The 23,799-nt window shown below is 70.9% G+C and carries 22 protein-coding genes; 18 read left to right on the top strand and 4 right to left on the bottom strand.

The features are described 5' to 3' along the window. The first annotated feature begins 45 nt into the window (after positions 1 to 45). From CRP56_RS02845 to CRP56_RS02810, 8 genes are all read left to right on the top strand, one after another. A complete protein-coding gene (locus tag CRP56_RS02845) occupies positions 46 to 1,530 on the top strand; it encodes a helix-turn-helix domain-containing protein (protein ID WP_097259830.1) in 1,485 nt (494 codons plus the stop codon). A 309-nt stretch (positions 1,531 to 1,839) separates the two neighbouring features. Beyond that, a complete protein-coding gene (locus tag CRP56_RS02840; protein ID WP_097259829.1) occupies positions 1,840 to 3,189 on the top strand; it encodes a transaminase in 1,350 nt (449 codons plus the stop codon). Between the two features lie 4 nt (positions 3,190 to 3,193). Continuing rightward, a complete protein-coding gene (locus CRP56_RS02835) occupies positions 3,194 to 3,634 on the top strand; it encodes an Lrp/AsnC family transcriptional regulator (RefSeq protein WP_097259828.1) in 441 nt (146 codons plus the stop codon). Beyond that, entirely contained in the window at positions 3,619 to 3,810 is a 192-nt protein-coding gene (locus CRP56_RS02830; RefSeq protein ID WP_101924573.1) for a hypothetical protein, read from the top strand. The genes CRP56_RS02835 and CRP56_RS02830 overlap by 16 nt, the downstream gene beginning before the upstream one ends. A 156-nt stretch (positions 3,811 to 3,966) precedes the next feature. Then, positions 3,967 to 4,746, top strand: coding sequence for an alpha/beta fold hydrolase (locus tag CRP56_RS02825; protein WP_097259827.1), 780 nt, complete (start codon positions 3,967 to 3,969; stop codon positions 4,744 to 4,746). A gap of 53 nt (positions 4,747 to 4,799) precedes the next feature. Then, complete coding sequence (locus CRP56_RS02820) at positions 4,800 to 5,315, top strand: hypothetical protein (protein ID WP_143664889.1); 516 nt, start codon at positions 4,800 to 4,802, stop codon at positions 5,313 to 5,315. A 62-nt stretch (positions 5,316 to 5,377) separates the two neighbouring features. Next, positions 5,378 to 5,731 carry an ArsR/SmtB family transcription factor gene (locus CRP56_RS02815; protein ID WP_097273658.1) on the top strand — a complete coding sequence of 118 codons (354 nt, stop codon included), beginning with the start codon at positions 5,378 to 5,380 and terminating at the stop codon, positions 5,729 to 5,731. Next, positions 5,724 to 6,356 (top strand): SRPBCC family protein, encoded by a 633-nt coding sequence (locus CRP56_RS02810; RefSeq protein ID WP_097259825.1) that lies wholly within the window; start codon positions 5,724 to 5,726, stop codon positions 6,354 to 6,356. The genes CRP56_RS02815 and CRP56_RS02810 overlap by 8 nt, the downstream gene beginning before the upstream one ends. A gap of 11 nt (positions 6,357 to 6,367) precedes the next feature. On the opposite strand, the gene CRP56_RS02805 is transcribed toward CRP56_RS02810, so the two are convergent. Further along, the gene (locus tag CRP56_RS02805; protein ID WP_097259824.1) at positions 6,368 to 6,919 is read right to left on the bottom strand and encodes an AMIN-like domain-containing (lipo)protein; all 552 of its coding nucleotides are present in this window, start codon (positions 6,917 to 6,919) and stop codon (positions 6,368 to 6,370) included. Between the two features lie 127 nt (positions 6,920 to 7,046). Further along, complete coding sequence (locus CRP56_RS02800) at positions 7,047 to 7,595, bottom strand: lipoprotein (RefSeq protein ID WP_373559624.1); 549 nt, start codon at positions 7,593 to 7,595, stop codon at positions 7,047 to 7,049. 218 nt (positions 7,596 to 7,813) lie between these two features. Here CRP56_RS02800 and CRP56_RS02795 point away from each other — a divergent pair, with 218 nt between their 5' ends. The 3 genes from CRP56_RS02795 (at position 7,814) to CRP56_RS02785 (ending at position 9,376) form a co-directional block, all read left to right on the top strand. Continuing rightward, positions 7,814 to 8,488 carry a nucleotidyltransferase domain-containing protein gene (locus CRP56_RS02795; protein ID WP_097259822.1) on the top strand — a complete coding sequence of 225 codons (675 nt, stop codon included), beginning with the start codon at positions 7,814 to 7,816 and terminating at the stop codon, positions 8,486 to 8,488. A 34-nt stretch (positions 8,489 to 8,522) separates the two neighbouring features. After that, a complete protein-coding gene (locus tag CRP56_RS02790) occupies positions 8,523 to 8,702 on the top strand; it encodes a hypothetical protein (RefSeq protein WP_179850900.1) in 180 nt (59 codons plus the stop codon). A gap of 197 nt (positions 8,703 to 8,899) precedes the next feature. Next, positions 8,900 to 9,376: a helix-turn-helix transcriptional regulator gene (locus CRP56_RS02785; RefSeq protein WP_257039997.1), complete on the top strand. Its 477-nt coding sequence runs from the start codon at positions 8,900 to 8,902 to the stop codon at positions 9,374 to 9,376. A gap of 5 nt (positions 9,377 to 9,381) precedes the next feature. On the opposite strand, the gene CRP56_RS02780 is transcribed toward CRP56_RS02785, so the two are convergent. After that, positions 9,382 to 13,062, bottom strand: coding sequence for a LamG-like jellyroll fold domain-containing protein (locus tag CRP56_RS02780; RefSeq protein WP_097259821.1), 3,681 nt, complete (start codon positions 13,060 to 13,062; stop codon positions 9,382 to 9,384). A gap of 296 nt (positions 13,063 to 13,358) precedes the next feature. Here CRP56_RS02780 and CRP56_RS02775 point away from each other — a divergent pair, with 296 nt between their 5' ends. The 7 genes from CRP56_RS02775 to CRP56_RS02745 all read left to right on the top strand — a co-directional run bounded on the left by CRP56_RS02775 (position 13,359) and on the right by CRP56_RS02745 (position 23,128). After that, a complete protein-coding gene (locus CRP56_RS02775; protein WP_097259820.1) occupies positions 13,359 to 14,378 on the top strand; it encodes a LacI family DNA-binding transcriptional regulator in 1,020 nt (339 codons plus the stop codon). Between the two features lie 190 nt (positions 14,379 to 14,568). Continuing rightward, positions 14,569 to 15,813 carry a sugar ABC transporter substrate-binding protein gene (locus tag CRP56_RS02770; RefSeq protein ID WP_097259819.1) on the top strand — a complete coding sequence of 415 codons (1,245 nt, stop codon included), beginning with the start codon at positions 14,569 to 14,571 and terminating at the stop codon, positions 15,811 to 15,813. Positions 15,814 to 15,833: 20 nt separating this feature from the next. Then, positions 15,834 to 16,793, top strand: coding sequence for a carbohydrate ABC transporter permease (locus CRP56_RS02765; protein WP_097273656.1), 960 nt, complete (start codon positions 15,834 to 15,836; stop codon positions 16,791 to 16,793). Next, positions 16,790 to 17,608, top strand: coding sequence for a carbohydrate ABC transporter permease (locus CRP56_RS02760; protein WP_097259818.1), 819 nt, complete (start codon positions 16,790 to 16,792; stop codon positions 17,606 to 17,608). Before CRP56_RS02765 ends, CRP56_RS02760 begins: the two co-directional genes overlap by 4 nt. 113 nt (positions 17,609 to 17,721) lie before the next feature. Beyond that, a complete protein-coding gene (locus tag CRP56_RS02755; protein WP_097259817.1) occupies positions 17,722 to 19,452 on the top strand; it encodes an amylo-alpha-1,6-glucosidase in 1,731 nt (576 codons plus the stop codon). Between the two features lie 72 nt (positions 19,453 to 19,524). Then, positions 19,525 to 21,357, top strand: coding sequence for an RICIN domain-containing protein (locus CRP56_RS02750; protein WP_257039996.1), 1,833 nt, complete (start codon positions 19,525 to 19,527; stop codon positions 21,355 to 21,357). Positions 21,358 to 21,601: 244 nt separating this feature from the next. Further along, positions 21,602 to 23,128 carry a methionine--tRNA ligase gene (locus CRP56_RS02745; RefSeq protein WP_097259816.1) on the top strand — a complete coding sequence of 509 codons (1,527 nt, stop codon included), beginning with the start codon at positions 21,602 to 21,604 and terminating at the stop codon, positions 23,126 to 23,128. A gap of 13 nt (positions 23,129 to 23,141) precedes the next feature. On the opposite strand, the gene CRP56_RS02740 is transcribed toward CRP56_RS02745, so the two are convergent. Next, positions 23,142 to 23,705 carry a hemerythrin domain-containing protein gene (locus CRP56_RS02740; RefSeq protein WP_097259815.1) on the bottom strand — a complete coding sequence of 188 codons (564 nt, stop codon included), beginning with the start codon at positions 23,703 to 23,705 and terminating at the stop codon, positions 23,142 to 23,144. Positions 23,706 to 23,799 lie beyond the last annotated feature (94 nt).

Here is a 23,799-nt window from a genome sequence, read left to right as displayed (position 1 = left end):
TGACCGGCAGGGCGAGGTCGACGCGAGGACGAGGAGAAGGGCGACGTGGCGGGCAGTGAGAACGGCGTGCGGAGGGCGCACGCCGAGGTGCCGTGGTCTCAGGAACTGCTGGAGCAGCTGCGGCCCGCCGGGCGGGACGTCCGGCGCGTGGTGGACTGGCTCGCGGACGGCGTGCGGGGGACGGCCGTGCTCCAGGACGACACCGGGAACCTCCTCGCCGGCACCCCGATCCCGCTCGACGAGACCCTGGTCGCCGACATCGGCACGGGCCGGATCGCCTCCGCCGCCTGGGAGGGCGAGGGGCGCCACCAGCGCCTGGTCAGGGTGGGACAGCCGCGCTCGGCCACGGCGGGTGTGCTGGCGGTCTCCCGTGACGTCCCGTTCGACCGGCGGGCCGCCGACATGGTGACGCACACCGCCCAGGTCGTCGAACTCCTGCTCAGGGCGCGTGAGTCCACCGCCGCGGGACACCGGCTGCGACGGGCCACGGCCGACCTGCGACTGGCGATCCTCCAGCTGCTCATGGTGGAGGACATCGTCTCGGCCCGCCGGGTGGCCGCCGGGCTGTGGCCGGGGCTGCTCGACACCGACTCGGCCTGCGTCTACGTCATCGAGGGCGCCGCCGCGGAACGCGACCGGCTGCTGGAGGAATGCCTGCACGTCACCGCCGAGCAGGCCCTCGTCGTGGGCTGCCCGGCGATGCAGCAGCACGTCATCGTCGTCACCCCCGGCGAGGTCGCCGCCCGTGAGCTGCTGACCGTGATCGACCGGCGCCCCGGCACCTTCCTGGGCGGCAGCACTCGGCAGAGCCTCGCCCGCACCGCCACCGCCTACGGACAGGCCGTCAGCGCCCTCGCGGTGGCCCACTTCCGGCCGGACCACGCGGCGGTCTACGCCGAACGCACCCACCCCGAACGCCTGATGGACCCCGAGCTCCTGCACGGCTGGGCGGCCCACCTGCTGCGCCCCCTCGACGCGCTGGCGCACCACACCCGGGCCGAACTCCTCGCCACCACCCGGCTCGGCCTGGAGTTCACCGCGGTGAACGCGGCCAAGGTCCTCGGCGTCAGCCGCAACACCGTGCGCGCCCGGATGGAGCGGGTCGAGGGCCTGCTCGGCGTGTCCTTCTCCGACCTCACCGCCCGGGCCGTCGTCCATCTGGCGTTGAACACCCAGGTGGGCCTGGAACTGGCGCCCGCCGTCCCCGCGGCGGAACGAGGGAGGGCCGCAGGCTTGGCGCAGGTGCTGTCCGGACCCGCGCTGCGCACCTGGGCGCACGACCTCGTCGGACGCCTCGCCCCGGACGCCCGCGACCTGCGCCGCACCCTGCGCACGTGGATCGCCGCCGGCGGGAACTCCGAACGGACCGCTCAGGCCCTCGGCGTGCACGCGCAGACCGTGCGCGAACACGTGCGCAGCGCCGAGCCCGTGCTGCAACGTCAGCTTCTCGCGGGCGGCAGCGACCTGTACGAGGTGGTCCTCGCCCATCTGGCGACCGGCGACGTTCCGTCACCTCGGCTCGCCGGGTAGCCGCGCGCTCATCTTCGTAAGAAAGTGCGCTATTCGGACTCACCTGTGCACAGGTGAGTGCCCGAGGTGGCCCATCTGGCATGAACGCGATTCACAACCGCGCTGTCATTCACGTAAGTTCATCGAGCCGCAGGGGCGTGACCGGAACGGGGGACCGGTCGCGCCCCTGCGGTCGTTTCACTTCCGCGCAATATGCTGACGCTCGAATCGAGCGTGGCGACAATCGAATCAGTTGCTGCTTCTTGAGATCGGTGCGTTTTCCGTCGTACGCTGACGTCGATCAGTCGGCACTCACCTCCCGGGGTACCCATGGACCGCACCCGCCTGCAGCACCTCCTGGCCCGCGAGAGGGCGGAGGCCGAGCGGCGCTGCCCACGTTCCCGGGAGGCCTACGCGCGCGCCGGGCATCTCTTCGGGCGGGTCCCGATGACCTGGATGAACAAGACGGCCGGGCCCTTCCCCCGCTACCTGGACAGCGCGCGGGGCGCCCGGGTCACCGACATCGACGGCCATGAGTACGTCGACTTCTGCCTCGGCGACACCGGTGCCATGGCCGGACACTCGCCCGCTCCGGTGGCCGAAGCCGTCCAGCGCCGGTTCGCCGACCTCGGCGGGGCGACGGCGATGCTGCCCACCGAGGACGCCGAGTGGGTCGGCGCCGAGCTGACCCGCCGCTTCGGACTGGCACGCTGGAGCTTCTCGCTCACCGCGACGGACGCCAACCGATGGGCGATCCGGCTGGCCCGGGCCGTCACCGGCCGCTCGAAGATCCTCGTGAACAGCTACAGCTACCACGGCAGCGTCGACGAGTCCCTCATCGTCGTCGGACCCGACGGCGAGGGCACGGCCCGCCCCGGCAACGTGGGCGCACCCTGCGATGTCACCCTCACCAGCCGGGTCGCCGAGTTCAACGACCTGGAGCAGCTGGAACGCGAACTCGCCCACGGCGACGTGGCCGCCGTCCTCATGGAGCCCGCCCTCACCAACATCGGCATCGTCCTGCCGGAGCCCGGATACCTGGCGGGCGTGCGGGAGTTGACCCGCCGGCACGGCACGCTGCTGATCAACGACGAGACACACACCCTCTCCGCCGGCCCCGGCGGCTGCACGGCCGCCTGGGACCTGGAGCCCGACCTCCTCACGGTCGGCAAGGCCATCGGCGGCGGCATCCCCGCCGGCGCCTACGGCCTGTCCGCCGAACTCGCCGACCGGCTGCTGGGCCGCGCCGACCTCGACCTCGTCGACATGGGCGGCGTCGGCGGCACCCTGGCCGGGAACGCCCTCTCGGTCGCCGCGATGCGCGCCACCCTCGAACACGTCCTCACCGACGACGCGTTCGCCCACATGACCAAGCTGTCGGAACGCTTCGAGGCGGGCGTCCGCGCGGGCATCGACGCCCACGCCCTGCCCTGGTCGGTGAGCAGGCTCGGCGCCCGCACCGAGTACCGCTTCGCCGCCCCCGCACCCCGCACCGGCACCGAGTCCGCGGCGGCCGGCGACGAGGAGCTCGAGGACTTCCTCCACCTCCACCTCGCCAACCGGGGCATCCTCCTGACGCCCTTTCACAACATGGCGCTGATGTGCCCCGACACCACCGAGCGCGACGTCGACACCCACACCGAGGTCTTCGCCGCCGCCCTCGCCGAGCTGGCGGGCTGACGGCATGGACGAGATCGACCGGGCCATCCTGCGCGAACTGCAGACCGACGGCCGTATCGCCTACGCCGACCTCGGCCCCAAGGTCGGCCTCTCGGCGTCCGCCGCCCGCCAGCGCCTGCAACGCCTGCTGGACTCCAAGGCCGTCCAGGTCGTCGGGGTCACCGACCCGATGGCCATGGGCGGACAGGCCATGGCCCTGCTCGGCATCGGCGTGGACGGCGACCCCCGTGCCGTCGCCGACGCACTCGCCGACCGCGCCGAGGTGGTCTACTCGGTGCTCACTTCCGGCGGCTTCGACCTGTTCGTCGAGGTCGTCACCCCGGGGCCGCGGGACCTGCTGGACTTCGTCAACGACGTCGTACGCGCCGTCGAAGGGGTCCAAGAGGTCCGCTCGTTCCCCTACTTCGGCATCCACACGCACCGGTTCCTGTGGGACGTCGGCTGACCGACCCGCGCGGAGGCCGATCGAGCAACGCGCTGCGCCTGGAGTCGTACATCCAGGACGCCGAACGCGACAAGGACACCGAGGTCGCCGACCTCTTCCGCGAGGCCCGGGCGGACAGCCGCAAGGGCGCGGAGATCGGCAAGGGACTCCTGCGTGCGCGGCTGAACGGCGGCTGATCCCGGTTCACCACGGCGCCCGGCACGGTACTCCCGGCCGGGCGTCGCGCCATGGGCGGACCCGGGGGAGGGGCAGTGGCCCACGGCACGGTGACGCCGGCCCGGCGGGCGGCTACCGTACCGGTCAGTAACCCACGGGACCGCAGGGAGGCCGCCATGCCGCAGCTCGAAGTCGACGGCGCAGCGCTGACGTACGACGACGAGGGCCCCCGCGACGGCGAGGGCGTGCCCCTGGTGTTCGTGCACGGCTGGACGGCCGACCGGCACCGCTGGGACCACCAGCTCGCGCACTTCGCGGCGAAGCGCCGGGTGATACGGCTGGATCTGCGCGGCCACGGCGACAGCAGCGGGGCCGGAGTGCGCACGATCGCGGAGCTGGCCGACGACGTCCTCGCCCTCCTCGACCACCTCGCCGTCGAGCGCTGCGTCCTCGTCGGCCACTCCATGGGCGGCATGATCGCGCAGACCATCACGCTGGCCCACCCCGAGCGGGTCGAACGCCTGGTGCTGGTGAACTCGATCGGCCGCATGACCTACAGCCGGGGCAGGGGCCTGCTCATGGGCGTCTCGACGCTGGTCCCCTTCAAGTTGTTCGTCGCCGCCAACATCCAGCGCGCCTTCGCCCCCGGCTATCCGCGCGACGAGATCCGGGCGTACGTCAAGGCCTCGGCGAACACCCCGCGCGAGGTGGTCATGACGCTGTACGGCGCCATGCGCGCCTTCGACGTCCTGGACCGGGTCGGCGAGATCCGCGTCCCCACCCTGATGGTCCACGGCTACCACGACATCCAGCTGCCGGTACGGCAGATGCTGCGCATGGCGAAGGCGTACCCGGACGCCGAGGTCCGCATCATCGACGCGGGTCACGAACTCCCGGTCGAGAAACCGGAGGAACTGACCCGGACGCTGGACCGGTTCGTGAGCGTCCCGGCCTGAATCAGCGGCCGGGCGAAGGGCTCCTCCCAGAGGGCGACGGGGGGAGTCTGCTGATGCCCGGACCATGGGGCGACACGGCCGAGCGGCGCAGGCGGCGCGAGATCCGCAGGCGCAGGGCGCGCGTTCGAGAGGCGCGCCGCTCCCGGGAGCACGCCGAGCGCCGCCGGACCGAGGGACTGACGTACCAGGAGATCCGTCGCCGCCGACGGGCCGTGTGGCGCCGGGTGTGGGGGACGGGCGCGGTGCTGGTGGGCGCCTTCACCGTGCTGACCGCGCATGAGGTCTGGGCGACCCGGGACGACCCGGCGTTCGACGCCGCCCTTGCCCTCGCCGTGCTCGCCGCCGGGCTCTACGGCGTCGGCGCCGGCGGTGTCGTCGTGTTCCGGGCGCGCCGCGAACTGCCACGCTCGCTCGCCGGATGGGGCCTCGTCACCTGGTTCGCCGTGGTCCTCGCGCTCCCGTCCTACAAGTACGGCGACCTGATCGGCGGGCCGGTCGCGGTGACGGGGGTGTGGCTGGCGGTCGTCGGCGCCTCGATCCGGTATCTGCTCCGGGAGACCGGCGACTGAGCCGACCAACGTTCTTATATAAGAGTTGCCTTATATAAGTGGCTCGTGGCATAGTCGGGATCGTGCACGCCTTCGACGTACTGGGAGATCCGGTCAGGCGCCGGATATTGGAGCTGCTCGCCACGGGTGAGCAGACGTCGGGCGAGGTCAGCGCGGTGATCCGGAGTGAGTTCGGGATCTCCCAACCGGCCGTCTCGCAGCATCTGCGGGTGCTGCGGGAGAGCGGATTCGCGTCCGTGCGCGCCGAGGGAACGCGACGGCTGTACGCCGTCCAGGCCGAGCCCCTCCGGGAGGTGGACGTCTGGCTGGACCGGTTCCGGGGGTTCTGGGAGCAGCGCCTCGACGCGCTGGGGACGGAGCTCGCGCGCGGTCGGCGTGAGCGCAGGCTGAGAGAGGAAGCGAGCGGAGATGACTGACTTCGTCGAGGAGATCAAGCGGCTGCACCGGGAGGTCGGCACCCGCAAGGTCGACGCGGGTGACGCCCGCACCGTCCTGCTGCGGCGCACCTACGACGCCGGCATCGCCGACGTCTGGGACGCGGTCACCTCCCCCGAGCGGATCAGCCGCTGGTTCCTGCCGGTCAGCGGGGACTTCAAGGTCGGCGGCCACTATCAGCTGGAGGGCCAGGCGGGCGGCGAGATCCTGGAGTGCGAGGCGCCGGAGCGGCTGCGGGTGAGCTGGCTGTTCGGACCCGACCCGGGCTTCAGTGAGGTCGAGGTGCGGCTGACGCCCGAGGGCGACGGGCGGACCGTGTTCGTGCTGGAGCACGTCGCCGTCGTACCGGACGCGTTCTGGGACCAGTACGGCCCGGGCGCCACCGGAGTCGGCTGGGACCTGATGTCCCTCGGTCTCGGCCTGCATCTCGCGGGCGGAGCCATGACCCAGGAGGAGTCGGTGGCCTGGCAGCTCTCCGACGAGGGCAAGCGGTGCGCGACGATCTCCGGCAACGCCTGGGGCACGGCGTACCGTGCGTCGGGCGCCGACGCCAAGGCGGTCGAGTCCACGACCGCGGCGACGATCGCCTTCTACACGGGAGCGTAGGACTCGGCGGTTCACCTCCAGGTGTGGGCGACGTCCACCACGATCCGGTCGTCGACGCGCTGGACCCGGAACGGCAGCCGGGCGCGGACGCCGAGGCCGAACTGCGTGTCCCCTTCGAAGCTGCCGACGAAGCGGGCGTCCCGGAAGGTGCGGTATCCGTCGAGGTCCACGCCGGGGAGCGGACGGCCCGTGCGGCCGGGATAGGTGGGGGAGCCGGTGTCGATGTCGTACGCGGGTGCCGTGACCCGCACTTCCAGGACCGCTCCGCCCGTCACCGGGACGACGCGGCCGGAACCGTCCTGGCGGACCTGGCTGACGTACCGGACGGAATAGCCGAGCTCGGCCTTGTCGGCGCCGGGTATGTCGACGACGAGCCGGTCGTAGCAGGTGTGGCTGCCGGTCCTGGCGTTGGTCACCGAGTCCGTGCTGCCGACCGCGCGGCTCTTGTCGAGGCTGCCCCAGCCGGTGGGGCAGCTGGTGGTGGCCTGTGCGGGCCCCGTGGCCACGGCGAGTGCCGCACCCATGAGGGCGACGGTGGCCCATGTCGTTCTGCTGCGTCGCATGATGTCCCCCGGGATTCATGTGCCTGTGCCTGATATCTGTTGAGACAACCGGGTTGAGGAAAAGGTTGCAGCTTGTCCGGATATCAATTTCGGGGGATGCGTGCGTTCGGTGCGCCGGGCCGGCGGTTCAGGCCGTGTGGAGCGTCTTCCTCGCCAGCTCGAACGCCGGGAACATGTCCTGGTGCTCCGCGGTGTCCGCGCCGCCGAGGTGGACGACGACCGGTCCGTCCGGGGTGACGACGGCGAAGGCGCTCTCCTGCTTCGTCTCGTCCAGCAGCTCGCTGGTGGCGAGGTACTCGACCTCCGCACCGGCCAGGCCGCCCGCCTCGAAGGCGCTGTACCTCGCCTTCCGCGCCCCGTCCTGGGCGGTGACGAAGGCCTCCAGTACGGCCCGGGCGTCGGTGTGCTTCTTGCCGGCCTCCCCGGTGAACACCCGGAGGAAGCCGAGGTGCCCGGCGGGCTTGGCGTCGATCTCGCACACCAGGCTGACCGGTCCTTGGCGCAGCAGGGCCGCCATGTCCTCGTCGGCAGGAGATGCTCCGCCTGCGTCCGCCGTCGAGCCGTCGATGGCCTCCGCCTTCCATTGGGCGGCGAGGTCGAAGCCGACCGGCAGCAGACAGGCGGAGCCGGCCCCGCCGACCGTGCCGGCGCTCTCGGCCTTCCCGGAGGCGCTCACCGAAGGACTCGCGGACGGCCCGGCGTCCTTCCCGCCTGCCCCGGAGCAGCCTGCCACCACGCTCACCAGCACGGCCGCACAAGCCGTCCGCCGCCAAGCCTTCCCCACCCCGACCAACACCGCGCCGACTCCCCTGCGCCGAAAAATGTGATGACCGCATCCTCGCAGGTCACCACAATGAGGGCACACGACCCCGCCCCGAGGAGAGGTGACCGACCATGCCCGTCCCGAACGTCCTGCTGTCCGGCATCGTCGGTTCCACCGCCTACGGCCTCGCCCACGCGGGCTCAGACGTGGACCGCCTCGGCATGTTCGCCGCGCCGACCGAGGCCCTGCACGGCCTGCACCGGCCGAAGGAGTCGCACGTCAGCACCGCCCCGGACAGGACCCTGCACGAGGCCGCAAAGTGGTGCAGGCTCGCCCTCGGCGGCAACCCGACCGCGATGGAACTCGCCTGGCTGCCGCCGGAGTTGTACGAGGTCCGTACCCCGCTCGGCGACGAACTCATCGGCCTGCGCACCGCGTTCCTGAGCGCCAAGCGGGTCCGGGACGCCTATCTCGGGTACGCCACCCAGCAGTTCCGCCGCCTGGAGGGCCGCGCGGCCGACGTCCGCACCGCCAAGCACGCCCGTCATCTCAAGCGGCTGTGCCACCAGGGCCTGGAGCTGTACACCACCGGTCGCCTCACCATCCGCCTCGAGAACCCGCAGGAGTACGTCGAGTTCGGCGACCGTGTCGCCGCCGACCCGACGGCCGCGCGCCCGCTCCTCGCGCACTACGAGTCGGCGTTCGCCGAGAGCCGCCCGGCCCTGCCCGAGCAGCCCGACGAGGCGGCCGTGGAGGCGTGGCTGCGGCGGGTACGCGCGCATTTCTACGCGACGGCCGGCGTGTAGCCGGAGGGCAGGTCCCGAGGTCTGTCTGTCCCAGGTGGCCACCGACGACGACCGGTACTACGTCCCGTTCACCGAGACCGTCGGCTCGCGCCCGCTGTGGATCAACGTCAAGGACAACTCGTGGGCGGACATCCTGCCCGCCAAGGAGGCCGGGCTCGTCAACCGGCACTACCACCCGCATGAGGTCTTCGCCTACACGATCTCCGGCAAGTGAGGCGATCTGGAACGGCCCTGGACGGCACACGCCGGTGACTTCGTCTACGAGGCACCGGGGGAGGGCCACACCCTCGTGGCGTACGAGAGCGACGGTCTGCTCGCCACCCAGACCAACTACCGGCTGGGCGGCCTGCGGCTCGCGAGGACCTCCCGAAGGACTCGGTCTTCGTCAGCCTGCTCGCCGACGGTGAGGCGGTGTTCTTCCACGAGGGCGGCTGCCTCACCGTCCGAGCGGGCGATGTGGTCCTCTACGACACCCGGCGTTCGTACCTCTTCGGTTTTCCCACCCGCATGCGCCAGCTCCTCATGGACATCCCGCGCGAGATCTTCGCCGAACGATGTGCCCACGCGGAGCTGTCGGCGCCGGTGCTGGACCTGGTCCGCTCGCTGACGGCGCCCCGACTCGGCGGAACCTCCGCTCGTTTGGCGATGGCCCGGTCCTACATCGACCGGCATCTGAGCCGCGTCTTCGCGCCGACCGGCGTGACTCCCGCCCGGCACATCCTCGAACAACGCCTGGCCCGGGCCCACGAGCAGCTGGGCGATCCCGGCTCCCGTCAGCTGACGGTCGCCGAGATCGCCCACCGCTGGGGATTCGCCGGCCAGGCGCACTTCACCCGGGTCTACCGCGGCCGCTACGGCCGTACGCCCGGTGCGGCGCGCCCGCGCTGATCAGCTCACCCGACCTCCCTCGCGTACGGCGCGACCGTGATCCGGTCGATCAGTGGCGCGTACCGGGAGCGGAGCAGTACGCCGGGGAAGGTGTCCGAGGCGTAGGTCGTGCCGTCGAAGTTCGGCAGCTCCTCGGAGCGGAAGGTGACGGTGTTCGCGCCCTTCTTCAGCTGGACCGGGACGGTCAGCTCCCAGAAGTTGTTCTGATGGAAGCTGTGCGGGAAGCCGACCCGCCGGGTCTCGCCGCCGTTGACGCTGATGTCGGCATGGCGGGCGAGCGGGTCCGGGTTGTAGTGGGTGGCCTCCGACTGCTCGGGGTTGGAGTAGCGGATGCGCAGGGCGTAGAGGCCGGCCCGGTCCGCGGAGACGGTGAACCGCGCGGTGTTGGCGTTGCCCGGGGCGCCGCCGATCCCGGTGATCGCCGTGCCGTCGGTGGCCAGGGACAGCGGGGTCAGCGTGGCCGAGCCCGCGAGTACGGCGTCCTTGGCCTCGTACGTCGTCACCGGCAGGGTGCCCTCGGTGGGCGTGACCGAGAGGCGGTCGACCAGCACGGGGCTCGAACTCCCGGTCAGTGTCACCTTGTTGACGCCGCCCGAGAGGGAGACGGCGACGGTGCTGCGGTCCTTGGCCAGACGCAGGACGTCGTGGCCGTTGACGGAGAGCCGGGCGCCGGTGCCGTCGAGGGTGTCGACCTTGAGGGTGGCCTCGCGGTCGGCGGGGGAGTAGACCCAGAACGTGGCCGTCTGGCCCTTCGCCAGCCGGGCCGCGCCCGATCCCGTGGCGGCCCGCTTCGGCAGGTCGTACACGGGGCGCGCCCCGCCGCCCAGCCAGGCCAGCTCACCTTCGTACACCCGCGTGTCTGCGGACGGGTGCGGCAGCGTCAGGGTGAGGCGGTCGACGATGGCGTCGCCCTTGGTCACGCGTTTGCCGTCGAGACTCCTGGCGGCGAGCGTCAGGGTGTGCTTGCCCTTGGTGAGGTGGACCTGGGTGTCGGTGTGGTCCCAGACCACCCACTTGTAGCCGAGCGGCAGGTTGAGTTCCTGTTCGCCGTCCGCCTTGCCGTCCACGCGCAGGAACACGTTGGTGGGGCCCTGCTCCTTCACCTTGTCGTAGGTGTTGAGGGAGTTGGCGAAGACGCTCAGGTCGTAGGTGCCGTCCTCGGGGACGTCCACGGTGAAGTCGAGCGTGACGTCCGAGCCGGTGCGCAGCCCGCCGACGTCGTAGCCGCCCGAGGTGTAGAACTTCGACACGTCGCGCGGGGACCCCTCCGGGCCGTTCTTCGAGTAACCGGACCCGGTGTGGGCGGCGTCCTCCGCCTCGTAGGACCCCTGCCAGCGCACCGGCGCGGTCTGCGTGCTCCTCGCCTTGCCCGCCGGGCTGAGGACGATCTCGTACGCCGAGGACTCCTTCAGCGTCGGCAGGGTGCCGTCGCCGAAGTCCACGACCACCTTGCCGTCGTCACCGACCTTGAGGTTGGTCTCGGTGAGGAGCTTCGGGCCGGAGTTGTCGCCGACCTGACCGCTCCACTCGATCTCCCGTACCCAGGCGTGGACTTGGGAGCCGAAGAGCGTCTTCGGCACGTGGTCGAAGGTGATGTGGCCCTTGCCGGTGGACCCGCCGAAGATCAGCCGGGCCTGCTTCTTCTGCGCGTCGAGGGTGCCGACACCCTGCATGGTGTAGTTCTCGCCGGGGAACGGCGGGGTCACCGCCACCGTGTGCCCGGTCATCGACGCGTACGCGTTCAGCAGCCACCACTGGCCGTTGCCGCGGTTGGACTGCACCGCGGAGTCGGAGAGGTTGCCGTCGATGTTCCAGTACGCGATGTCGGCGTCGACCTTGGACTCCTCGATCGCGGACACCCACTGGATCATCTGGCCTGGAACCGAGGTGTGGTAGTTGAAGGCGTACTCGTTGATGTTGACGGGGAGTTGGGTGCCCTCCCGGGCCGTTCCCTTGAACAGGTCCTTCTCCCACGCCCGGTACTGGGCGACGCTCTCGCGCACCGCCTCCGGGTGGCTCAGCTCGTGCCAGGTGATGACGTCGGGGAGGGTGCCGGCGGCCAGGGTGTGGGTGAGGAAGCCCTTCACCTGGTCGTACAGGACACTGGTGTTGGGGCCGGCGATCCGGGCCTCCGGCATCCTGTCCTTGATGAGCCGGTACGCGGAGTCCCATGCGGCGAAGTAGGCGTCGGGCTTGCTGAGCCAGCTGACCCGGTCGTAACTCCACTGCCCGGTACCGAACATGTTGCCCTCGGGCTCGTTGAACGGCACGAAGACGATGTTGTCCTGGTACTCCTCGGGCAGCCGGAGCACCTGGTCGACCTGCTTGGCGAGCTTCTCCTCGTAGAGCTTGAGCTTCTCGGCCGGGGTGTCGCCGGGCCACTCGTACGGGAAGCCGCGGTGGATGTCCGTCATGTAGATGTAGACGTCGCCGTCGGTGGAGTCGGCCAGCGGCTTCACCACCTCCAGCGCGTCGGCACCCGGGTGCTGCGGGCCGTCCTGCGCCTTGGTGGAGACCGTGCGCAGGCCCATGCCCGCCATCAGGTTGTTCGTCGGGACGTCCGGTCCGTACACGCCGTACAGGGTGCCGGAGGCGCCGCCGTGGAAGGCGCCCGTGTCCGAGCCGAGGTCGACGGTCAGCGCTCCCTCCCGAACCACGGTGACCTCCGCCTCGACACTCCGCCCGGCCGCCTTGCCCGCCACGGTGAAGGTGCCGGGGCGCGCGTACTTCTCGGACGGTACGGCGTCCCAGGTGACGGGTGTGTCGCGGTCGTAGCCGTCGGAGAAGGCGGCGCGGACGACGGCGGGCAGGGACGGGGCGGTGCCCGCGGTCGTACGGACGTCGAAGGAGGTCCGCGAGAGCTCGCCGACGGTCGGCACCGCATCCACCAGACCGGCCACCTGCTCGGCGTTCAACGCCGCGTGCCACACCGTGAAGTCGTCGATCACGCCCTTGAGGAGCGGGTCCTGGTGGAAGGACTTGCCGATGTACCCGGCCGCCGTGGCCGAACCGTCCAGCAGGTCCTTGGCCTTGATGCCGGTCGCGGCGGAGGAGACCGCGACGCCGTCGAGGTAGGTGGTCAGCCGGCCGGCGGTCGTGTCGAGGGTGACGGTGACCGTCCGCCACTCGTCCGCCGGGAGCATCGCATAGCCGCGGACCTGGGACTCCGCACCGTTTCCACCGGTGGTCACGGAGGTCTGGAACAGTCCGTTGCCGTTGTACGGGGTGCTGAACAGGTACTTCGTGGTGTTGGTGCCCAGGTCGAAGAGGCGCTGCCAGGACGACTTCTCGCCGCTCCACTTCACGCGGGCGGAAACCGTCAGGTCGTTCGCGTCGCCGACCACCTCGCGGGGCAGTCGGACGTAGGCGCCGTCGGAGGTGGGAGCTCCGCCGGGCAGGGAGAGGGCCTTGCCGCCGCCGGTGCCGTCCACCGAGCGGGCCGTGGAGCCGTTCACCAGGGTCGCGGTGAGGCCGTTGCCGGAGCTGTCGGTGATGCGGCCGGAGGCGAGATCGTCCTGGTCGAAGGTGTAGCGGGCGGTGGGCTGAGGGGCCTCGGCCGCCTGCGCGGGCACGGCCGGCGCGGCGAGCAGGCCCGCGCCGAGGGTCAGCGCGACGGCGGCGGAGGCGCGGCGCGGGCCGGGCGGGGTGGGGCGCCGGGAAGGGGTGTCGGGGGAGGGGGATGCCATGGATTGCGTCCTCAATCCTTGCGTTCGGCGACTCGAACCGGTTCGACTGCGCCGGATGCGGCGGTCAACTGGTGCTGAGGATCTTCTTGTCGAACCGGTTCGGCAAGCTAGCACCGGGGCAGGGGGCGGGCAATCCCCCGGGACAAGGAACTCCGGATGCTGTCAGAGGTGTTGACAGGCGCCGGGGCCCTTCCTACCGTCACTTCACGCGAACCGGTTCGACAGCGGTTCGCACGTGAATCGGTTCGTCAGCGGTTCGCGCATGAATCGGCTTCGACTTCGACGAAGGAGTCCCCGTGAACATCGGTGAGATCGCCCGGCGGGCCGGTGTCTCGCGGAGCACCGTCTCCTACGCGCTGAGCGGCAAGCGCCCGGTCTCGGAGGACACCCGCCGCAAGATCCAGCAGGTCGTCGACGAGCTGGGCTACCGGCCCAGCGCCAGTGCCCGTGCCCTGGCCAACGGGCGGACCAGCACGATCGGGCTGGTCTTCCCGCCGGCCGGGAACCACTACACGGGCATGCAGCTCGATTTCATCGGCAGCGTGGTCGAGGCCGCCGCGGCCTACGACTACGACGTGCTGCTGTCACCCAGCGGCGTCGACAGCGACCGTTCCTTCCAGCGGATGCTGGGGGAGCGGCGGGTCGACGGCGCGATCCTGATGGAGATCAGGCTGGCCGACGACCGGGTCGATCACCTGGCCGAGCTGGACTTCCCGTCCGTCGCCATCGGCCGCACCGCCCACCCCGAGGGCACCTGGTGGGTGGCCCTCGACCACACCGCCCTCGCGGCGGCGTGCGTCCACCACCTGGCGGACCTCGGCCACCGCCGGGTCGCCTTCGTCAACCGGCCCGAGCAGCTGCTGCGGGCCGGGTACGAGTCCGCGCACCGTGGCCTGGACGGCTTCACCAAGGCCGCGGCCGAGCGCGGGCTGACGGTCCGGACGTACTGCTGCGGGGACGACGCGGCCTCGGGCCAGGGCTGCGTGGAGCGCATCCTGCACGACGACCCGGGCACCACCGCCCTGGTCACCCTAAACGAGGCCGCCCTCGGCGGCATCTACCGGGGGCTCGCCCAGGCGGGCCGCCATGTGCCGCGCGACTTCTCCGTCACCGGGGTGGTGGCCGGCCGCTGGGCGGAGACGGTGACCCCGCGGCTCACCGCGGCGGACGTACCGGCGGCGGAGCTGGGCCGGCTCGCCGTCGAACTGCTCGTGGAGCGACTGGACCAGCCCGACGCACCGCCCCGCCACCATCTGCTCACACCGCCGATCTCGCTGCGGGCCAGCACCGGGCCCGCGGGAGCCGGCACCGCCTGACCCCGGCTCGCCCGGAACCCTTCTCGACCCGCCGCTTCTTGGCTCGCCCGGAACCCTTTCCCGACGCCATCGCACCACGGCGCCCTCCGCCGTGCCCGTTTCCGCCCGGCACCCCACTGCCCCGGCACCGCCCCGCCCGAAAAGTCCGTGCCTCGGCACCCGCATGCCGAAAACCGTTAAGGAACCCGCGATGAACAGCACTTTCAGGCACCGTCGCCTGACCGCCGCCGCCCTCGCCGCCCTGGCCCTCGCCGGCACCGCCACCGCCTGTGGCTCGGGCTCGGACGGTGGCTCGAACACGGCGGACAGTGGGACGTACACGATCTGGGACCCCTACCCGCAGTTCGACAAGACCTCGGCCTGGGCGAAGCTGCTGGACTCCTGTGGCACCGAGGCCGGGGTGAAGGTCAAGCGGACCGCCTTCGACACCAGCGACCTGTCGAACAAGGCGCTGCTGGCGGCCCAGCAGGACAACTCCGCGGACGTCCTCATCGTCGACAACCCGGTGGTCTCGACGCTGGCCGAGGCGGGCGTGCTCACCACCACCGACGACAACAAGCTGGACACCTCCAAGGTCGACCCGAACCTGCTGGCGGCCGGCCAGACCGGCGGCAAGACGTACGGCACCCCGATCGGCGCCAACACCCTCGCCCTCTACTACAACAAGGACGTCCTCAAGAAGGCCGGCGTCGACGTCGCCTCGATCAAGGACTGGGCCTCTCTGACGGCGGCCCTCGCCAAGGTCGACAAGGCCGGCAAGAAGGGCATCACGTTCTCCGCGATCGGCACCGAGGAGGGCAGCTTCCAGTTCCTGCCGTGGTTCTGGGGCTCCGGTGCCCAGCTGACCCAACTCGACTCCGCCGTGGGCGTGTCGGCGCTCGCGCTGTGGAGCGACTGGCTGAAGAAGGGGTACGCGCCCAACTCGGTCATCAACAACACCCAGACCACCAGCTGGCAGGAGTTCGCCAGCGGCGACTACGCCTTCGCCGAGAACGGCACCTGGCAGCTCGCCAACGCCAAGAAGGCCGGCTTCGACTACGGCGTCCTGCCGATACCCGGCGCCAAGGGCGGCAACGCGGCGGCCCCGACCGGCGGCGAGTTCGTCACCCTCCCCGTCCAGAGCGACACCGAGCGCTACGCCACCTCGCAGAAGCTCGTCGCCTGTCTGACCAGCACCGACCACCTCTACGACACCGACACGACCCTGTCCTACGTGGCCCCCACCAGTGAGGTGCAGGCCAAGCAGGTCGCGGCGAACGCCGAGTTGAAGCCGTGGGTCGACGCGGTCAAGGCCGCCAAGGGGCGGACCAGCGACGACCTCGGCACCAAGTACCCGAAGATCTCCGAGCAGATGTGGAAGGCCGTCCAGTCCGCCCTCAGCGGCTCGAAGTCCCCGAAGGACGCGCTGGCCGCCGCCCAGTCCGCGGTCAAGTGACCCCACGTCAGGGCGATCTGATGAGTGCCACACTCCAGAAGTCGGACCACCGGGCCACGCTCGGTGGCCCGGCCCCCACCGCACCGCGCCGCCGCCGTCCGACTTCCCAGCAGTGGGCGGCCTGGGCCTTCCTCACCCCGGTCACCCTCTACCTCCTGCTCTTCTACGCCTATCCGCTCTACCGCAACCTCGACCTGAGCCTGCGCCACTACACCGTCCGCTCCTTCGTCCAGGGCGACGCGCCCTTCACCGGCCTCGCCAACTACCGCACCGTCCTGGACGATCCGACCTTCGCGCCGGCCCTGCTGCACACCGTGGTCTTCACCGCCGTGTGCCTGGTCTTCCAGTACGCCCTCGGCCTGGCCCTCGCGGTCTTCTTCAACCAGCACTTCCGGCTCTCGGCCACCCTGCGCGCCCTGTTCCTGGTGCCGTGGCTGCTGCCGCTGATCGTGTCGGCCTCCACCTGGTCCTGGATGCTCAACAGCGAATCGGGCGTGGTGAACGCCCTGTTGAGCGCGGTCGGCATCGACCCGGTCAACTGGCTGACCTCACCGGACTGGTCGCTGGCCTCGGTGATCATCGCCAACGTCTGGATCGGTGTCCCCTTCAACCTGGTCGTCCTCTACAGCGGCCTCCAGTCCATCCCGGCCTCGCTCCACGAGGCCGCCGCCATCGACGGCGCGAACGCCTGGCAGCGGTTCTGGCGCATCACCTTCCCGCTGCTGCGCCCGGTGTCCGCGATCACCCTGCTGCTGGGCCTCGTCTACACGCTCAAGGTCTTCGACATCATCTGGATCATGACCAAGGGCGGTCCCGCCGACTCGTCCACCACCTTCGCCACCTGGTCCTACCAGCTCGGCTTCGGCAACCTGGTGCCCGCCTTCGGCCCGGGCGCCGCCGTCGGCAACCTGCTCGTGGTCGCCGCGCTGGTCTTCGGACTGATCTACGTCCGGGTGCAGAGAAAGCAGGCGATGTCATGAAGACACGGAAGACCCGATGGAAGACGGCCCTCGGTGTCCTGCTGACCGGGATCATGCTCTTCCCGGTCTACTGGATGGTCAACGTGTCCTTCACCCGCGACCAGGACATGCGCAAGAGCCCACCGGACCTGTTCCCGATCCACGGCACCCTGGCCGGCTACCGCACCGTCCTCGACGAGCAGTTGCCGTACCTCGGCACCAGCCTCGTCGTGGGGCTCGGCACCGTCGTACTGACCGTGGCCCTGGCCGCACCCGCCGGCTACGCCCTGGCCAAGCTGCGGCCCCGTGGCGGCGGCGTCCTGAGCTTCCTGCTGCTGGCCGCGCAGATGATCCCCGGCATCATCATGGCGATGGGCTTCTACGCCATCTACCTCCAGCTCCACATGCTCCAGTCCGTCCCCGGCCTGATCGTCGCCGACTCCACCCTGGCCGTGCCCTTCGCGGTGCTCATCTTCACCGCGTTCATGTCCGGCATCCCCGGCGAGCTGATCCAGGCCGCGCAGATGGACGGAGCGAGGGCGCTGCGCACCTTCTGGTCGATCGTCCTGCCGATGAGCCGCAACGCCGTCGTCACGGTGTCGCTGTTCGCGTTCCTGTGGTCCTGGTCCGACTTCGTGCTGGCCAGCACGCTCGTCAACGGCGGTGCCCACGAGCCGATCACGCTCGGCATCTACCACTACATCGGCAACAACAACCAGGAGTGGAACGCCATCATGGCCACCGCCGTCGTGGCCTCGCTGCCCGCCGCGGTCATCCTCGTCCTCGCCCAGCGCTATGTCGCAGCGGGCGTCACCGCCGGTGCCGTGAAGGACTGAAGCGACCTCCGCACCCCCTCGCTGAAGAGCACCCCTTGCTGAAGTGCATCCCCTGCTGAAGTGCACCCCCTGCTGAAGAGCACTCCCTCGCTGAAGAAACGAGTAGCCCCTTCATGACCGTCGCCCGAACCGGCCCGGCCTTCTCCCTCGCCGACATCCCGTTCAGCACCTACGGATCGTGGTTCGACGTCTCGCCCGTGGTGGCGGAGAAGACGTACGCCGACGACCTCCATCTCGTCTCGCACCAGAACGGCATGCACGCCGTCCTGCGCCTGGTCCCCCTGTCCGCGGGCGAGCGGGCGGAGACCGACCGGCAGGGGACACCGGGACTGCTCACCTGGACCGGGGAGGCGGGCCGCGTCGAGCTCGCCTACGAGTCGCCGGACACCGTACGGCTGCGGGGCAGCGGCCTGGACATCGGGGTGTTCGCCGCGGCGCGGGCCCTGACCCCGTTCAGTGGTACGTACTTCTTCCACGACCCGGCGGCGGACGCGCACGTGTTCACGTCGTACGAGACCGGACGCCGCTACCGCGTCACCCTGCTGTCCGGCGCCATCGCCGCCACGCCCGGCGACCAGACCCTGGGCAGCACCGACCGAGGTCTCGCCGTCACGGCGTCGGCGGGCGGCGGCTGGGAGATCGCCATCGAGGAACTGGACACCGCCCGCCCGCCGTACGTGTCCTCGACTGCTTTCGACGACGTCGTGGAGGCCGCGCGGAGTGCCTTCGCGGACTTCGTGGACGCCGTGGCCCCCTGGCGCTCGGCCGCCACCCCGGCCGCCGAACTCGCCGCGTACGTCGTCTGGTCGGCGACCGTCCGGCCGGCGGGACTCGTCACCCGGCCCGGCGTGCTGATGTCCAAGCACTGGATGGACAAGGTCTGGAGCTGGGACCACTGCTTCAACGCCCTCGCTTTGGCGTCGGGTTGTCCCGAGCTGGGCCTCGACCAGTTCCAGCTGCCCTTCGACCACCAGGACGCCAGTGGCGCCCTGCCCGACTCGGTCACCCACTCCGAAGTGCTGCACAACTTCGTCAAACCGCCCATCCACGGCTGGGCCTTCGGCCATCTGCGCCGCCGGTTGCCGACGCCGCCGGGCCGGGCCGAACTGGCCGAGGTGTACGAGCGGCTGGAGCGCTGGACCCAGTTCTGGCTCACCGCCCGCCGCGCTCCCGGCGCCCAACTGCCCTACTACCAGCACGGCAACGACAGCGGCTGGGACAACGCCACCACCTTCGACCCCGAGCGGGTCGTCGTCACCGCGGACCTGGCTGCCTTCCTGGTCCTCCAGATGCATGAACTCGCCGCCATCGCACGGGAGTTGGGAAAGGAGGACGAAGCACGCCGGTGGACCCTGACCGCCGAGGAGACGCAGGCCACGCTCCTCGACCAGCTCTGGACCGGCGACCGCTTCGTCGCCCGGGGAGTCGCCACCGGGGACACCTGGAGCACCTCCAGCCTGCTCGACCTGATGCCCGTCGTGCTGGGCGAGCATCTGCCCGCCGAGGTCGGCAGCACGCTGGCCGATCACATCAAGGCCCACCTCACGCCGTACGGCCTGGCCACCGAACTGACCACCTCCCCGCACTATCTCGCCGACGGCTACTGGCGCGGCCCCATCTGGGCCCCGGCCACCGTCCTCATCGAGGACGGACTGCGCCGGGCCGGCCACCACCGGCTCGCCGACGACATCAGTGCCCGCTTCCGGACCCTCTGCGAGACGCACGGCTTCGCCGAGAACTTCGACGCCGTCACCGGAACGGGTCTGCGAGACCGCGCCTACACCTGGACCGCCGCCAGCTATCTCCTGCTGGCCGAGGCGCACGCACACAGAGACGGCCGCTGACCGGCCGCCTCCTGCACCACCCCGGGCCCGACCGGGCCCGGGGCCCACCCCCACCCCCGCAGGAGCCGCACCGTGACATCGCCCCGCAGATCCCGACGCAGGTCCACCGCCTCCCTCGCCGTCCTGTTGGCCGCCCTGGCCACGACCCTGCTCCCCGCCGCCCCCTCCCAGGCCGCGGACACCGCCGTCACCGTCGACTTCGCCACCGCCGGAGGCGCCCCCACCTACCGCGCCTCCGGCATGATCTACGGACTGACCGTCGACGGGTCACAGCCACCGGACCACTTCTTCAAAGACATCAAGTGGCATTTCGAACGGGCCGGCGGCGCGCAGCTCAACGGCGGCGGCTACGCCTCCAGCCTCGCCGAGTACCGGACCCGCTGGAACGCCACCCTCGCGCAGTACAAGCGCACCAAGGCGCTCGGCGGCACCTTCGTCATCCTGCCGCACGACCTGTGGGGCGCCGACGGCACCACCAACACGGGCTTCCCCGGCGACAACGGCAGCTGGACGCAGTTCGACAACTTCGTCAACCAGCTCATCTCCGACGTCAAGGCCAACAACATGACGGTGGAGTGGGACCTGTGGAACGAGCCGGACCTCAGCGGCTTCTGGGGCCGCTCCCAGAGCCAGTACCTCCAGATGTGGTCCCGCTTCTACGCCGCCGTGCGGGCCAACCTGCCCGGGCAGCTCATCGTCGGCCCCAGCATCGCCAACCCGCCCAGTTCCTCCAACAGTTGGTGGACCACCTTCCTGAACCACGTCAAGGCCAACAACGTCGCCCCCGACATCTACAGCTGGCACGCCATCCCGCACGACCCCGTCACGGCCGTCAACAACGCCAACTCGACCCTCGCCGCGGCGGGCCTGACCAACACCCGGCCGTACCAGATCAACGAGTACGCCGGGCGCGAGCAGCAGAACCCCGGTGGCGGCGGCTGGTTCATCAGCCGCCTGGAGCGGGCCGGCGCCGACGGCCTGCGCTCCAACTGGGGAGGGGGCCCCAGCCTGCACGACTACGCGGCCGACCTGCTCACCAAGGACAGCTCCGGTCGGTACCTGCCGAAGGGCGAGTGGTTCCTCTACCGGTACTACGGCTCCCAGACCGGGAACATCGTGAACCTCACGCCCGGTACGAACACCGACGGGCTGGCGACCAAGGACAACACGGCCCGCAACGCCAAGATCCTGCTGGGCACCAACAACAACACCGGCAACGTCACCGTCAACCTCAACCGCCTCGACACCACCTCGGTGGTGGAGAACGGCCGGGTGCGCGCGGTCGTCCAGCGCATCCCGAACAACGGCGGCGGCGCGGTCACGGGCCCGGTGACGGTCTCCGACCAGACCCTGACCGTCAGCGGCAACTCGGCCTCGGTGAGCGTGCCGTGGACGGACGCCGCCGACGGCTACACCGTCACGCTGCTGCCGCCGTCCGACACGACCGTCTCCACGGTCGCGGTGGCACAGCACAGCGGTCAGTGCCTGGACGACACCAACCTCAGCACCGCCGACGGCACGCAGTACCAGCAGTACCTGTGCGAGGGCGGCTACCAGCAGATGCTCGACTTCAAGCCGGTGGCCGGCCGGGCGAACACCTACACCATCGTCAACGAGCACAGCGGCAAGTGCCTGGACGTCTCGGGCGCCTCCACGGCCGACGGCGCCGCCGTCATCCAGTGGACCTGCAGCGGCACCACGAACCAGATGTTCACCCTCAACCCCGTCACCGCACTGGGCAACGGCAAGGACTACCAACTCGTCGCCGTGCACAGCGGCAAGTGCGTCGACGTCAGCGGCGTCTCGACCACGGCCGGCGCCCTGGTCCACCAGTGGACCTGCGACCCGGCGAGCGCGCTGAGCACCAAGAAGAACCAGATCTGGCGACTCCTCGGCAAGAGCTGACGGGGAGGGAGCGCACGGCGCCCGGCCGTCCCCGAGGGTGATCGACCCTCGGGGACGCCGGAAAAGCAGGTGTCCACCGCCGGGCGCCGTTGCTACCCTCGTCGTCATGATCACGCCTTCGACTCAGCACCGGATGATGCCCCCGCACTGGGGCTGCTGAGCACGGACGCGTACCGAATCCGAGGCCCCGGGACGGGGCCTCGACGCGTGGTGCGGACAGGTCCCGGTACCGGCGGGAGGACCGATGACCACACCACGCCACTACATCACCACGACCATCCCGTACGTCAACGCCCGCCCCCACCTGGGCTTCGCCCTGGAGCTCGTCCAAGCGGACACCCTGGCCCGGCATCGCCGGCAACGGGGCGACGACGTCCGCCTGTTGAGCGGCACCGACGACAACTCGCTGAAGAACGTGCTCGCCGCGGAGGCGGCGGGCGTGGACGTGCGGACCCTGGTGGACCGCAACGCCGACGCGTTCGCCGCCCTGCGCGACCCGCTCGCCCTGTCCCTCGACGACTTCATCCGCACCAGCAGCGACCCGCGGCACCGGGCGGGGGTGGAACGCCTGTGGCGCCGGTGCGCGGCGGCCGGGGACCTCTACCGGAAGGCGTACGAGGGGCTGTACTGCGTAGGCTGCGAGCAGTTCTACACCCCGGAGGAACTGGTCGACGGCCGGTGCGCCGAACACGGCACCGCACCGCAGCGGGTCGCCGAGGAGAACTGGTTCTTCAGACTCTCGCGGTATGCCGACCGACTCCGCGAACTGACCACCGGCGGCGCGCTGCGCATCGAACCCGCCGCCCGCCGCAACGAGGTCCTCGCCCTCATCGACGGCGGACTGCACGACTTCTCCGTCTCCCGCTCCCACACCCGTGCCCGCGGCTGGGGCATCCCCGTGCCCGACGACCCCGACCAGGTCGTGTACGTGTGGTGGGACGCCCTCGGCAACTACGTCACCAGCCTCGGCTACGGCACCGACGACCCCGCCTACGAGCGGTGGTGGGCCGCCGGGGACCGCCGCGTCCATCTCGTCGGCAAAGGCGTCGTACGCTTCCACGCCGTGTACTGGCCGGCCATGCTGCTGTCGGCGGGCCTGCCGCTGCCGACCGACATCCTCGTCCACGACTATCTGACGGTCGGCGGACGGAAGATCAGCAAGTCCGGGAAGGGGACGACCACCGTCGATCCGGTCGCCCTGACCGCCGCGTACGGCACGGACCCGGTGCGGTGGTGGCTGCTGCGGGACGTTCCCCGGGTCGGGGACGCCGACTTCACCGAGGAACGGCTGACCGCCCGTGCCGACGCCGACTTCGCCGGGGGCCTCGGGAACCTGGTCCACCGGATCGTGACCATGGTCCACCGGTACCGCGCGGGCACCGTACCGGCGCTCGGCACCGACCGGTTCGCGGTGACGCCGCTGCTCGACGTGTGCCGGGCGGCGCCCGGGCGGATCGACGCGGCACTCGGCGACTTCGACTTCCGGCGGGCCGTCGACGCGGCCTGGGCCATCGTGGAGGAGGCCAACCGCTGCATCGACGCCACCCGCCCCTGGGAACTGGCCCGGGCGGAGCGCCAGGGCAACGCCGACGCGGCCGAACGCCTCGACGCGGTCCTCGCCGCGCTGGTCACGGCATGCCGGGTGCTCGGCGAGGAACTGGGGCCCTTCGTGCCGGGCGCGGCGGAGCGCATCGCCCGCCAGGTGACCCCGGTGGGCGGCGCCCTCCCGGAGGCGGCTCCGCTCTTCGGCCGCCTTCAGGAACAGCGCTGACGGCGGGGGCGGGTCAGTCCTCCTTGCCGCGGCCCGTCAGCGCGTCGCGCATCCGGTCGACCAGGCCCAGGCCCGGCGCGAGCAGCTTGTTCGCCGGCGGCTCGCTCGGGGTGGACGGGTGCGGGCGGGTCGGCGCCAGCTTCTTGGCCTTGCGGATCTTGTCGCCCAGCTCGTCCAGGCGCTCCGGCGGACAGACCGCGCGCAGCTGGGGGAACAGGTTCTCCTCCTCGTCGGCGATGTGCGCGCGCACCTCGGCCATCAGCTCGCCGACGATCCGGTCGAACTCCGGGTCGTCGGCCTCGCAGGACTCCAGGTCCTTCATGAGCTGCTCGGCCTTCGCGTGGTCCTCGATTTCCCGGTCGGCGAGGGTGTTGCCGTTCGCCAGGTGCTCCCGCACGGCGGGATACAGGTACTCCTCCTCGGCGACCGAGTGCCGGACCAGCTCGATGGTGGCCTGGTCGGCATGGACCTTGCGGTCCTTGTCGCCCGGGGGCAGTGCCTCGATGCGACCGAAGAACTCCTCGACCTCGCGGTGATCGGTGACCAGCTCGTCGATCACGTTTCCGCCGTGCCCCATGCTCTCCACCTCCGACTGGATCGGGCGACTCCGGAGGGAAGCCGCCGCGGCCCCCGAGTGCCCCGGCCGCCCGAGGGGTAACGCGGTCGGGCGG

Source organism: Streptomyces sp. TLI_55, assembly GCF_900206255.1.
Classification (GTDB): Bacteria; Actinomycetota; Actinomycetes; order Streptomycetales; family Streptomycetaceae; genus Streptomyces; species Streptomyces aquilus.
This window is presented reverse-complemented; position numbering and strand designations above follow the sequence as displayed.

Excerpts from the sequence above, each read along its gene's own strand:
- CRP56_RS02840 (WP_097259829.1), top strand. The coding sequence starts at position 1,840 with ATGGACCGCACCCGCCTGCAGCACCTCCTGGCCCGCGAGAGGGCGGAG.
- CRP56_RS02835 (WP_097259828.1), top strand. The coding sequence starts at position 3,194 with ATGGACGAGATCGACCGGGCCATCCTGCGCGAACTGCAGACCGACGGC.
- CRP56_RS02825 (WP_097259827.1), top strand. The coding sequence starts at position 3,967 with ATGCCGCAGCTCGAAGTCGACGGCGCAGCGCTGACGTACGACGACGAG.
- CRP56_RS02820 (WP_143664889.1), top strand. The coding sequence starts at position 4,800 with ATGCCCGGACCATGGGGCGACACGGCCGAGCGGCGCAGGCGGCGCGAG.
- CRP56_RS02810 (WP_097259825.1), top strand. The coding sequence starts at position 5,724 with ATGACTGACTTCGTCGAGGAGATCAAGCGGCTGCACCGGGAGGTCGGC.
- CRP56_RS02805 (WP_097259824.1), bottom strand. The coding sequence starts at position 6,919 with ATGCGACGCAGCAGAACGACATGGGCCACCGTCGCCCTCATGGGTGCG.
- CRP56_RS02795 (WP_097259822.1), top strand. The coding sequence starts at position 7,814 with ATGCCCGTCCCGAACGTCCTGCTGTCCGGCATCGTCGGTTCCACCGCC.
- CRP56_RS02780 (WP_097259821.1), bottom strand. The coding sequence starts at position 13,062 with ATGGCATCCCCCTCCCCCGACACCCCTTCCCGGCGCCCCACCCCGCCC.
- CRP56_RS02770 (WP_097259819.1), top strand. The coding sequence starts at position 14,569 with ATGAACAGCACTTTCAGGCACCGTCGCCTGACCGCCGCCGCCCTCGCC.
- CRP56_RS02765 (WP_097273656.1), top strand. The coding sequence starts at position 15,834 with ATGAGTGCCACACTCCAGAAGTCGGACCACCGGGCCACGCTCGGTGGC.
- CRP56_RS02760 (WP_097259818.1), top strand. The coding sequence starts at position 16,790 with ATGAAGACACGGAAGACCCGATGGAAGACGGCCCTCGGTGTCCTGCTG.
- CRP56_RS02755 (WP_097259817.1), top strand. The coding sequence starts at position 17,722 with ATGACCGTCGCCCGAACCGGCCCGGCCTTCTCCCTCGCCGACATCCCG.
- CRP56_RS02745 (WP_097259816.1), top strand. The coding sequence starts at position 21,602 with ATGACCACACCACGCCACTACATCACCACGACCATCCCGTACGTCAAC.
- CRP56_RS02740 (WP_097259815.1), bottom strand. The coding sequence starts at position 23,705 with ATGGGGCACGGCGGAAACGTGATCGACGAGCTGGTCACCGATCACCGC.